The sequence below is a fragment of the Kitasatospora sp. NPDC002522 genome (assembly GCF_053595195.1).
Genome location: NZ_JBSFXE010000082.1, coordinates 1 through 10,857 on the forward strand (window position 1 = coordinate 1; position 10,857 = coordinate 10,857).

Genomic DNA, 10,857 nt, shown 5'->3' on the forward strand with positions numbered 1-10,857 from the left:
CTGTTCACCGACGGACTCATCGAACGGCGTGACGAGACGCTGGACCACGCACTCGAACGCCTCCGCACGGCCGCGGAGGAGTACCAGGCTCCGGGGCTCCGGGGCCGCATCGACCACATCCTCCGTCGGCTCAACGCCCCCAACCCACGGGACGACACCTGCATCGTCGGCCTCCAGCCGGCCTGAGCGCGGAGCCCGCCAGGCCGGTGGCCCGGACGTCCGCCCGGGGCCGGGTCCGCTCACCCGCGCCGCACGGGAGCAAGCCGAGGTCCGCTGAGCGGTTTCGGGTCCGTGAGGCCGAGCAGACGCCCCGGAGGCACCGGCCGCACCCGGCCGGGCCGCGAGCGGAGGAGCGATTGCCATGGGCACCGGAGACAAGGTGAAGAACGTCGCGGAGAAGGCGAAGGGAAAGGCCAAGGAAGCGGTCGGCCGCGCGACCGACGACCCGGGCCTGAAGGCCGAGGGCAAGGCGACCCAGGCCAAGAGCGACCTCAAGCAGGCCGGCGAGAAGGTCAAGGACGCCACCAGGCACTGACGGACGGATCACGAGGATTCACGGGCGGTGCGGAGGAGGTCCGGCAGATCGAGGCTCCTCGCGCGTGGTGCGCTCCCGGCCTGCGGGCTGGGGCGCACCGGTCGCGCAGGGCGGCCGGTCCGTCGCTCGTCGGGGTGCTTGGCAGCGGCCCTGACCGGGTAGGGGAGAGGGTGCGGAGCACTCGGGCTGTCCTGCCCGGCTCCGGTCCGGCGTCCTCGGGGCGCCGGGACCACGGCACGGTCACCGTGCCGGGACGCCGCCGCCTGAAGAAGCCGGGTGTCACGGTCTCCCACCTTCGCATCCCCGCCATCGGCGCGGCCAGGTCCAAGCTGGACGCGCCCGCCTCGCCGCGGGGATCAAACAGGGAGATGACCCCGTGTCCACCCCCACCACCACGCTGTCCACCGCTGTGCCCACCGCGCCCTGCCACGTCCCGCCGGAGTCCGGCCGGCCGACCCGCCAGGAGATGCGGCTGATGGGCAAGGCCGAGGCCCGCGAGCTGAGCGACGCGCTGTTCGCACGGCTGGCCGGTCTGGAACGCGAGTCCGCCGCCTACAGCTACGTCCGCGGCACGATCATCGAGCTGAACATGCCGCTGGTGCGCTTCGTCGCCGCCGGGTTCCGCAACCGGTCCGCCGACATGGACGACATCCTGCAGGTCGGCACCGTGGGCCTGATCAAGGCCGTCGACGGCTACGACCACCGGCGCGGCGTCGTGTTCGTGACCTACGCGATCCCCACCATCTCCGGCGAGATCAAGCGGTTCTTCCGCGACACCTGGTCCGTGCGGGTACCGCGGAGCCTGCAGGAGCTGTACCTGCGGGTCGCGCGCACTTCCGACCGGTTGGAACAGGACCTCGGCCGGCTGCCCACCGCCCGGGAACTCGCCGAAACCCTCGGGCTCGACACCGACACCGCCAGGTCCGCCCTCGAGGTCGGCCGGGCCTACCGCACCGGATCGCTGGACGCGCTGCGCGAGGACCGCGACGACGAGAACGGGAGCGCTCTGCTCGACCGGCTCGGCGAACGCGACGCCAGGCTGGACCTGGTCGACTGCCGCGAGTCGGTGCGGCCCCTGCTCAAGGACCTCACGCCCCGCGAGCGCACCGTCCTGATGCTGCGGTTCTGGGGCGACTGCACCCAGTCGGAGATCGCCGAACAGATCGGCTGCTCCCAGATGCACGTCTCCCGGCTGCTGACGGCCACCTTGGACGGCATCCGGGCCCGGCTGACCGCTCCGGGCCCTGACACCGACTGACCGGCGCGGGCGCAGGTACGCGTCCGTCTCCTACCGGAAGTGGCGGCGGCCGGCGACCTCGTGGCCCACTGCGCCCATGACGAGCAGCGTGGCGCCGATCAGGGCCACGACGGCGCCGATGGTCCACACTTTTCTGCCCCCCCCGATGTGATTCTCCGTCAGCACCTGCGTCTAAAGGTCGTCGTGATGTTCGGTCGAGCCAGGAATCGAAAGGTCGTGCACCGGTGAGCTTGCCGTGCGCGACTGGTCGGACCCGCCTGGGCGCAAAGCGCGCAGGTCAGCAGATCTGTGGCTGACCATCGGCTGGAACTCACACGCTGGGGCTTCACAGGTGGGACCGACGAACGGTTCCCCTCGGCGACGTCTACTGTCCCGCTCTGCCGAGCGCCGCCTCGCCGATGAATAAGCCTCCGCACCCGCTCGTTGCTTCGGGTACGTTGCTCACCTGGGACACGCCATCAGGGGGAGCATTGACGGATCCGTCGTCGGACCTGGCCGGCCGGATGGTCAGTGCCGTGACCGCCGGGGACGCCGACACGGTGCGGACCTGTCTGGAACAGGGGGCAGATCCGGACACCACGGGCTCTGACGGACTGCCCGTGCTCTGCACCGCCGTAGCCGACTTCGATCACCTCACCGCTGAGGTCCTGGTCGACGGGGGAGCCGACCCGGACCGCGAGCTCCCGGACGGCAGCACTCCTTTGCTGCTGGCCGTCGGTACGGGCTCCCCCAGGCTGGTCTCCGCGGTGCTTGGACGCGACCCCCGACTACGTCTGCCAGAGGCGTCCCGGCGGGAACTGCTCGGCCTGGCCCGGTACTGGCATGAGACGGGTGTGGTCGAAGAACTGCGCAGACGGACCGGAGCCCCGGAATCGGCTGCCAAACGCCGGATCGACGAGCCCGATGGCGACACGGCCGATGAGTTTTCCCTCGGTGGGTACACCGTTCGGGACGGCCACGGAGCCATCCTCACCCACCTCGAATGGGCCTTCGGAGTGTTCCCGCCAATCGACGAAGTGATGGCACGCGCCGTCCCGCACGCGCAGGACGGAGACAGCAACTGGTTCGCGGCCACCTACTACCTGGGCCAGCGCCGAGGCCCACGCATCTGGTCCGAGCTCACCGCACTGCGGCAGCACCCCGACCCCCTGTGCCGCCACTTCCTCGCCCGGGTCATCTGGCACCGGAACCTCTTCGTGCCGGTAAACCGCCCACCGGACCTCGCCCAGGATGTCGACTTCCTGGCGTCCTGGGCGCAGGAGGAACCCGACGGGCAGGTCCTCGCCGCCATCCTGGACGTCTACACCGGCCATGGGCAGCCGGAGCAGGAGGCCATCGGCCTGCGGTACATCAGCCATCCCGATCCGCGAGTACGCAGCGCGGCCGTGTACTGCGTGAGCAGGGAGCGGGCTGCATCGGCGCTCCTCGGACGCATCCACGACCCCTAGCCCGAGGTCCGGGCCACCGTTGCCGAGGTGTTCGTCCCGTGGTCCACACCCGACAGGCGACTCGAGCCGGCGGTCCGAGACGCCCTGCTCGTCCTGATTCGTGACGAGAACATCTGGGTGCGGCGCCGCGCCGCAGCGTCCCTCGCCGGATACGACGACCGGAGTGCCGCCATCCTGGACGCCTTCCTCGCGCTCCTCGACGAGGAGGACAACGATCTGCGTCTGGAGGCAGCTTGGGCACTCGCCCGCCGTGACCACCCACGGACCGAGGAGGCGTACGAGCGGGTCGGACCACTCGACGTGTTCTCGCAGCACGACCACAGGACCTCCGGACTGTGGCAATACCGTGCGAACAACCGGAGCGATCACGCATGAAAGTGCGCCGCAGCGCAGCCTTCGGTACTTTCGGCGGTTCCGCGGTTCACTGGACCACGTGATCGGTGGGCGGTTGAATAGCCTCGCGGTGGCCCGGGCCGAGCGGGCGGCGTCCCCGGACACACAGCTCTGCCTCAGGTGTCGAACCGTGGGCCTACCTTTACTGATCGTTTCAGAATGATCTTTGGAGTCGGCGTAGGCAGATGATGCTGGCTGCGAGTTCGAGGAGTCCTTGGTGGAGGTCGGCTCGGCGCTCGTACCGGGTGCGGAGTCGCTTGAACTGATGGAGCCATGCGGTTGGGTCGGCCGCGCGGCGAGGTGCCTGCCCGTGGCAGGTCCTTTTCCGCACGGCCTCCCGCCGAACCGGACATGACGGTTTCCCTGTCATCCGGCTCTCCAGTGATCACGGCGTGAGTGATCGGGCCGTTCGCGCTTCGTGGATGCGGTCATGGCAGGCAGTGCAGGCCACGAGGGTCTTGCGCCGCCGGTCGAGCATGACGCGCGCCCAGTCGGACGGCGGCCATCCGACACGGGCGAGATCGGCAAGGGCTCGGACGTGATGCACCTGGACATCACCGGTGGCCCCACAGACCTCGCATGTGTCCGCCAGGAGCCTGGTGATCAGCTCCTTCTGCGGATAGTCCACCCAGACAGGCCGACGGTCGACGACCTTCGCCGATCGCTGCTGCTGGAGAGGGATTCCACCGAACCGTGCCACCAGCGGCTGCCTGTTCTTCCGCTCGATGTGGGCCTCGAAGCAGACTCGGGGCCCGTTGGGTGTGTCGATTCTGGCCTTGTGCTTGGCGGCCATCTTCGTCACGGTCGAACGGTGCTTGGCCGCAAGGGTCTTGAGCATGGATGTCTCCATGACCCATTGCAGGCGGTGCAGCCGGAAGACGTCTCCGGCGAGCAGGTAGTACTGGACGATGCCCCGGTAGACGGCCCCGAACGTGGCGACGATCGCGTGATCGCTGCCGTTGGTCAGTTCCGTTCGCTTCGCGGGCTTGCCGCGGGCGAGGTAGGGCTCGCACTTGGCCTTGATCACGTCCCTGGGGACGCGAAGGGCGATCTGACCGTTGACCCTGCGGTAGCGGCCGGTCTTCTTCGTGTCGTTGTGCTGGGTCGTGATCTCGTAGCCGAGAAACCGCGCCGCCCGGGTTCGGGCGTGGGTGACCAGCGTCTTCTCCCGGGAGAGTTCCAGCTTGAGTTCGTCACGCAGGAACTCCGCCAAGCGATGCTTGATCTGCTCGGCCTCGGCTTTCGGTCCGGTGAATCCGAGGAGGTGGTCGTCTGCGTAGCGGACATAGCGAAGCCTGCGATATGACGGGTCGTTGGGATCCGCACTCGGCAGGCTCACCATCCGCTGACGCAGTATCCGGGCCTGGGCCCGGTCGCCGCGCCGGCGGGCTTTCGCCAGCAGATTCTGCAACTCCAAATACGCCGGGTTGCGAACCCGGCGCTCTCCACGGGTGTACTCCGGGATCAGAACCTTCTCGACGAACTCGTCCAACCGGTGCAGATATATGTTGGACAGGATCGGGGAGGCCACTCCGCCTTGCGGCGCTCCGGAGGGCGTGGCTCCCCATTTCCAGTCCTCCAGGTATCCGGCTGTCAGCATGTTGCGCACCAGCCGCAGGAACCGCTGGTCATGGATCTTCTCGCCGAGGATCGACAGCAGGACCTGGTGATCCAGGCTGCCGAAGCAGTCGGCGATGTCCCCTTCGATGAACCAGGACGTCCCGGTCCAGGTGTGGGCCACCTCCCGCAACGCGGTGTGGCAGCCCCGTCGGGGACGGAATCCATGAGATCGGTCGGAGAACGTCGGCTCGTAGTACGCCTCCAAGAGCAGGCGGACCACCTCCTCGACGAGCTTGTCCGACCAGGTCGGCAGCCCCAGCGGACGCGTGGTCCCGTTCTTCTTCGGGATGTGCACGCGCCTGACCGGCCGGAAGCGGTAGCGCTCGTGGCGCATCGCCTCGATGATCCGGTCGATCTTCCGCTGGGACATGCCGTCCACGGTTTCCGGCGTGGCCCCGGGCGTCATCGCGCCGTGGTTGGCGTAGATGCGACCGTAGGCCAGCAGATACAACTGTGGATTGAACAGCTGTCGATACAGTTCGTCGCACGGCAGATGGCGCCTGCCGCGCTCACGCAGGACACCCAGCACCGTTGCGGCGCTCTGCATTTCGCATACCTCCCCATATCCGGGTGTCCGAATCACCTGGCCCCCTTCGCCCTGCGGACGGCTTTCCCGCCCTCCCCGGCCGGGCGTGACTCCGGCGACTACTACGGGGCCTCCGTCGCCATAGGACTCGCGTCCCGTAGGCGATCCCACGTTCGTCCCTGTCTGTACGTTCTAGCGCGACTTAGGCGTCCCACTCATCTCCTTGAATGTCCTCGCTGGACATCGCTCCGAACCACGGAAGTTGCACCAGGCCAACAATCGAAACCGGTGCAGGGTCGGCGTCGGTTTCAGCTGTCTTTCCGACGGATGGGAACTTGCATCTTCTGGAGATTGGTCTTCAAACAATCCAGTCTTCGCCATATCGCGCGGGCCGCCCGGTGCACCGTCCCTGGCAACTGGGCCCGGTCACCGGTTTCCTGACATGCTCTTGTCCCCTTCACCTTTCGGATCCAGGTGAGTCATCCGGCCCAGGAACCTCCTTCCGAGTTCCTCCCGGCTGAGCCGGGGATACAAACAGAGCGCCTCGTGGCGCACAAGGTCCGCTCGACGACCCAGCGCGTGCGGCCGAGCCCGGATCCGTGTGCGACGCCTCGGCGCGCGATCAGGGCTTGATGCCGCGCTTCCACAGGAGGCGGCGGTACTTGTCGTAGTCGTAGCCTCGGTCGGCGAACAGTCGTCGGGGCCTGTTGCGGGGTCGTCCGCGCAGGCCCCGGATGCGGGGTATCGCGTCCAGGAGCGGGATCAACTGCGTGACGTCGTGCCGGTTTCCGCCGGTCACGGACACGGCCAGCGGCGTGCCGTGGCGGTCCACGATCACATGGTGCTTGGACCCCGGCCGTGCGCGGTCGACGGGCGAGGGGCCGACGCGGTCCCCCCTTTGAGCGCCCTGATGTGGGAGCCGTCGATCGCGCAATCGTCCATGTCCAGGCGGCCGTTGGCCCGCAGCTCGGCCAGCAGGGCCTCGTGCAGCTGCGGCCGGACGCCGGCCTCGGTCCAGTCCCGAAGCCGGCGCCAGGCCGTCACCCCGAGCAGCCCACGGCGTCCGCGGGAACGTCGCGCCAGGCGATACCGGTTCGCAGCACGTACAGCACACCCGCGAGTGCTGCCCGGTCCGGGACACGCAGTCGCTCGACATCCGCTCGACGCCCTCGCGGTCGATGATCTCCAGCGCGCAGGCCAGCGCCCGCTCCCGACTGAGCCTGTCGCCCTCCACCGTCGGTGAAGTGGTCATATCGGCACCTTCTGTCGCTACGGGTCACCGGAGTCCACCACTTAGTTCGTAGACCTGCGGGGTAGCATCGGCACCGCACACGACCTGACGAACAATTTCACGCTGGTCGGCCACCAGCTCACCGGTTCCACCGGGACGCTGTTCCTCTTCGGCGTCGTCGTCGGCGCGGCGGCCATGCTCGGCCTCCGCCTCCTGCTGACCGGAGCACGCCGCACCTCGCGGCGCGGTGCCACCGCCCGGCACGGGCTGCGCGACTCCCGCCGGGAGACGGCCGCCGCCACCAAGGACCGCGACGCCGCGGTCGAGGAGCGGGACGCGGCCCGGGTGGAGGCGACCGCAGCCGCCGACGACCGGGACAGCCTCTACCGGGAGCGCGACGTCCTCGCAGCGCAGCGAGCCGTCCTCACCAGGCAGCGCGACGACCTGCTCGACGGCGGGCCGCGCCGTCCCCACGAGCAGACCGCCGGGACACGGACCGGCCCGATGCACCAGCAGGAGGCCACACCACGCGGACCTGACGAGGCGTCACCGGCCAACGGACACCGCAGGCCCCACCTGTTCGGACGCGACGACGGCTCCAGCTGATCGCAGCCTCGCCGGCTCGCCCCACCGTCACGCCGACAGGCAGGTCGCGGTGCCGGGTCAGCTGCCGGTGGTCTGGTCGCCGATCATCGCGATCAGGGCTTCCCGGCCGTGCTCCCGCAGGACCCGGCGCTGGCGGGTGGCGCCGTTCCCCTCGCGGAGCAGCCGGTCGAGCACGGGAACGATGTGCCGGCGGTCTCCGCTCCGGTCGAGTGCCGGGTCGACGGCGTCCAGCAGCGTCGACACCGCCTCTCCCACCGCGACGAGCCCACCGTGGACGGGATCGAACACCTCACCCGCGGAGCCGTGGCGCGCGCCGTGCCACACCGCGGCCGCCAGGGCCTCCGGCTCGACGATGGGGCCTGGGCGCTCCGCCCCGTGGTCGCTGATCGCCCGGTCGGCCAGGGCCCGCACGGTCCCGGCGAGCATCACCGCCTCGTCCGGCCGGAGTTGGACGTCCATGGCGCGGAGCTCGACGGTGGGGTAGTGGTCGGACAGCCTGATGTGCCAGTAGATCTGTCCACGGTCGTGGATCAGTCGGCGTGCCACCAGCGCGCGGGTGCGCCGGTCGTAGTCGGCGGCGTCCTCGAAGCGCGGCGGCGGACCGCTGACGGGCCAGCGGCCGAAGACGATGGTCCGCCAGCTGGCGAAACCGGTGTCGGCGCCCTGCCACAGGGGCGAGTTGGCGGCCAGCGCCACGAGCACCGGAAGCCACGGACGCAACCGGTTCAGCACGACGATCCCGAGCGCGCGGTCGGGGATGCCGAGGTGGACGTGCATGCCGGTGATCAGCTGCTCATCGGTCAGTTGCGGCGCGTCGCTGTGCATGGCGCGGTACCGGGCGGTGTCGGTGATCGGCATGGTGAGCCGGTCGGCGAACGGAGCGGCTGCGGACGCGGCGAGACAGCAACCGTCCGCGGTGGCCGCCTGCCCCAGGGCGTGGCGCATGCGCAGGAGGTGTCCGCCGACCTCCTCCAGTTCCCGGCAGACGGGGGTCGCGACCTCCAGCTGGGCCTGCAGGAGTTCCCGCTGCACCTCGTCCTCCGCGAGGGCGGGCTGCAGGCCCGCGCTGCGACGGACCTGCTCCGCGCGGGCGCGCGGCAGGCCCGTGCCGAGGTCGAGAAGGAGGAACTCCTCCTCCACACCGAGGGTGAGCATGCCCCGCGGATACCCCGGATGGTCCGCCGCAATCCCCGCAGGTGAATGCGGTGCAGCCGGGTCGCGGCCGGCCCGTGGCTCGGATCGTCAACCGGCTGGCCTGCTCGCCGGCGGGATCTGCGTCCCGATGCCGGCGCAGAGCAGGTCCAGGCTCCGAAGGAACTTCTCGTCCGGGTCGAGAGCGGCCGCGGCCGCCACCGTCCGGGGGAAGCTCCGACGGAGGGCGGCGACGTCGTCGGCGGTGACCGGCACCGCGGGTGGCTCGCTCTGCTCCTGGAGCACGTAGCCGGTGACGTGGCTGAGCACGGTGTCGGCGGCGGTGCCGCAGTGCTCGGGGGGAACGCCGGCCTCGGCGAGGGTGTCGAGCAGGCGTTCCATCAGCGAGAGTGCGCCGGGGCTGAGGGTCTTCGGGCTGCCGGCGAGCATGATCGCTCCGCCGGGATGTCGCCGGATGCTCCGGCGCAGGGCGACGGCCTGCGCCGTGACCCGCGCCGGCCAGCCTGCCTGCGCGGGCAGGCTGGCCAGGGCGGCGGTGCCGGCCTCGAACGCCTGCCGGGCCACCCGGTCGGCCATCAGTTGGAGCAGCGCGGCCTTGTTGGCCACGTGGTAGTAGAGGCTGCCGGCGTGCACGTCGAGCCGGTCCGCGACCTTGCGCACCGAGAACCCGTGGTAGCCGGTCTCGGCGAACGCTGCCATCCCCGCGTCGATGATCCGGTCTGCGGTCAGCTTCACGACCGCAGTCTAGCGAGCCGGAGTCCGTTTTCGAACAGTGTTTGAAACCCTGCTTCGGGGCGCTAATGTCATGATCAGAAAAGCGCACACGGCTCGGAGGGGGGTGGTGACGATGGACGCTCTGGTGTTCAACGTGACCACGGCGGCACTGATGGTGCTGATGTTCAACGGCGGTCTGGCCCTGGTCGGCCGGAGCACGCTGGGCGGGCGGCGGATCCCCTGGGCGGCGGTCGGGCTGACCGGGCTCGCGCTCGCCGCGGTGGCCCTCCAACTCTGCTGGTCGGGGGCGATGGGGGCGCTCGACGCGGACCCGTCGAAGCCCGGCTGGTGGCGCGTGGTCACCTCGGTCTTCATGCAGAACGGCGGCTTCGGCGGGGCGGCCTGGAACCTCGCCACCCTCGCCGCCGTCGCGGCCCTCGCCGAGTGGTTCTGGGGCGCGCCGCTGACACTCGGCCTGTTCACCGCGGGCATCCTGCTGCCGGAGCAGATCGACAAGCTCTGGGGCCAGACCTCCCACAGCACCGACCCCCGCAACTTCGCCGGCAGCTCCGGCGCCACCTACTTCCTCGGCGCGACGCTGGCCGCGGCGCTGCTGCTGCACGGTGGTGCCGACGGGCACTCCGGCCAGGCCGCCGACCGCGACGCTGCCGGCGAGGGCACGAGCGCCAAAGCCGTCCGCAAGAACCGGCTGCTCGCACTCGGTGTGCCGGTGCTCGGGCTGGCGATGTGGTTCGCCCAGGAGAACGGGCACGGCCTGGTCTCCGCCTACGGCTTCGTCCTCGGCGCCCTCAGCTGGGCAGCGTTCCGCACCGTCCTGCACCCGGAGCGCGATCTGCGCCGACCGACCCGCCTCACGGTCGCCTCGCTGACCGGAATCCTCGCCCGACGGCCCCGGAACGCCGGCTAGCGTCAGTCCAGGCCGCCGCGGCGGATGACTTCGGCCGAGGCTCTCTTACGGCGACCTCGACGCGCTCGTCCACGAGATCGACCCCTGTACGAGTACTGGCCGCGCTGCCCGCGCGATCCCAGGGCCGCCGCCCTCGACAGCTCCCTGGCGGAACGTCAGATCGCCGTCTACGCCTCGGTCCTGGTGCTCGGTCAGTCGCAGGGGCACTTCACACTGCAGGATCCGCCCCGGCAGCTCGCGGCGAACTTCGTGGCGATGGAGGACGGCTTCCAGATGGAGATCCGCTCCGAATTGCTCCGGACCGGCTGATACGGGGGGAGCCCCGGCCGTTGTGTGGCCGGGGCTCCCGTGTGTGTGCTGGGTGGGTCAGTGTTGGAGGGTGAGGAGGCCGGGGCGCCAGGGGAGTTGGTCGTAGGGGCCGCCGGCGGTGGGGTTCTTGCCCTGGT

At 70.0% G+C, this 10,857-nt stretch carries 10 protein-coding genes and 2 pseudogenes; 7 read left to right on the forward strand and 5 right to left on the reverse strand.

Annotated features, from left to right (window positions below; all coding sequences use genetic code 11):
• From ACWD4U_RS34160 to ACWD4U_RS34180, 5 genes are all read left to right on the forward strand, one after another.
• A partial coding sequence (locus ACWD4U_RS34160; protein WP_363462025.1) for a SpoIIE family protein phosphatase occupies positions 1–186 on the forward strand: 186 nt, incomplete at its 5' end.
• 175 nt (positions 187–361) lie between these two features.
• On the forward strand, positions 362–535 hold the full coding sequence (locus ACWD4U_RS34165) for a CsbD family protein (RefSeq protein WP_363462027.1): 174 nt from the start codon (positions 362–364) through the stop codon (positions 533–535).
• Between the two features lie 376 nt (positions 536–911).
• Entirely contained in the window at positions 912–1,793 is an 882-nt protein-coding gene (locus tag ACWD4U_RS34170) for a SigB/SigF/SigG family RNA polymerase sigma factor (RefSeq protein ID WP_363462029.1), read from the forward strand.
• A gap of 515 nt (positions 1,794–2,308) precedes the next feature.
• On the forward strand, positions 2,309–3,241 hold the full coding sequence (locus tag ACWD4U_RS34175; RefSeq protein WP_363462031.1) for a hypothetical protein: 933 nt from the start codon (positions 2,309–2,311) through the stop codon (positions 3,239–3,241).
• A gap of 27 nt (positions 3,242–3,268) precedes the next feature.
• Positions 3,269–3,616 carry a HEAT repeat domain-containing protein gene (locus tag ACWD4U_RS34180; RefSeq protein ID WP_363462033.1) on the forward strand — a complete coding sequence of 116 codons (348 nt, stop codon included), beginning with the start codon at positions 3,269–3,271 and terminating at the stop codon, positions 3,614–3,616.
• Between the two features lie 172 nt (positions 3,617–3,788).
• Here the strand turns inward: ACWD4U_RS34180 and ACWD4U_RS34185 are convergent.
• From ACWD4U_RS34185 to ACWD4U_RS34195, 3 genes and pseudogenes are all read right to left on the reverse strand, one after another.
• Positions 3,789–3,911, reverse strand: a pseudogene (locus ACWD4U_RS34185) (IS5/IS1182 family transposase); the annotation flags it as partial.
• Positions 3,912–4,019: 108 nt separating this feature from the next.
• Positions 4,020–5,801 (reverse strand): reverse transcriptase/maturase family protein, encoded by a 1,782-nt coding sequence (locus ACWD4U_RS34190; protein ID WP_363462035.1) that lies wholly within the window; start codon positions 5,799–5,801, stop codon positions 4,020–4,022.
• A gap of 536 nt (positions 5,802–6,337) precedes the next feature.
• Positions 6,338–6,976 (reverse strand): annotated as a pseudogene (locus ACWD4U_RS34195) (IS5 family transposase); the annotation flags it as partial.
• Positions 6,977–7,206: 230 nt separating this feature from the next.
• Between ACWD4U_RS34195 and ACWD4U_RS34200 the strand changes: the two are divergent.
• On the forward strand, positions 7,207–7,617 hold the full coding sequence (locus ACWD4U_RS34200) for a hypothetical protein (RefSeq protein ID WP_363462037.1): 411 nt from the start codon (positions 7,207–7,209) through the stop codon (positions 7,615–7,617).
• Between the two features lie 57 nt (positions 7,618–7,674).
• Here the strand turns inward: ACWD4U_RS34200 and ACWD4U_RS34205 are convergent, their stop codons facing one another.
• Positions 7,675–8,772 (reverse strand): carboxylate-amine ligase, encoded by a 1,098-nt coding sequence (locus tag ACWD4U_RS34205; protein ID WP_363462039.1) that lies wholly within the window; start codon positions 8,770–8,772, stop codon positions 7,675–7,677.
• Between the two features lie 87 nt (positions 8,773–8,859).
• Positions 8,860–9,504 carry a TetR/AcrR family transcriptional regulator gene (locus ACWD4U_RS34210; RefSeq protein WP_363462041.1) on the reverse strand — a complete coding sequence of 215 codons (645 nt, stop codon included), beginning with the start codon at positions 9,502–9,504 and terminating at the stop codon, positions 8,860–8,862.
• A 112-nt stretch (positions 9,505–9,616) separates the two neighbouring features.
• Here ACWD4U_RS34210 and ACWD4U_RS34215 point away from each other — a divergent pair, with 112 nt between their 5' ends.
• Positions 9,617–10,411, forward strand: a complete 795-nt coding sequence (locus ACWD4U_RS34215; RefSeq protein WP_363462043.1) for a hypothetical protein — start codon at positions 9,617–9,619, stop codon at positions 10,409–10,411.
• Positions 10,412–10,857: the final 446 nt, after the last annotated feature.

Excerpts from the sequence above, each read along its gene's own strand:
- ACWD4U_RS34190 (WP_363462035.1), bottom strand. The coding sequence starts at position 5,801 with ATGCAGAGCGCCGCAACGGTGCTGGGTGTCCTGCGTGAGCGCGGCAGG.
- ACWD4U_RS34205 (WP_363462039.1), bottom strand. The coding sequence starts at position 8,772 with ATGCTCACCCTCGGTGTGGAGGAGGAGTTCCTCCTTCTCGACCTCGGC.
- ACWD4U_RS34165 (WP_363462027.1), top strand. The coding sequence starts at position 362 with ATGGGCACCGGAGACAAGGTGAAGAACGTCGCGGAGAAGGCGAAGGGA.
- ACWD4U_RS34200 (WP_363462037.1), top strand. The coding sequence starts at position 7,207 with ATGCTCGGCCTCCGCCTCCTGCTGACCGGAGCACGCCGCACCTCGCGG.
- ACWD4U_RS34215 (WP_363462043.1), top strand. The coding sequence starts at position 9,617 with ATGGACGCTCTGGTGTTCAACGTGACCACGGCGGCACTGATGGTGCTG.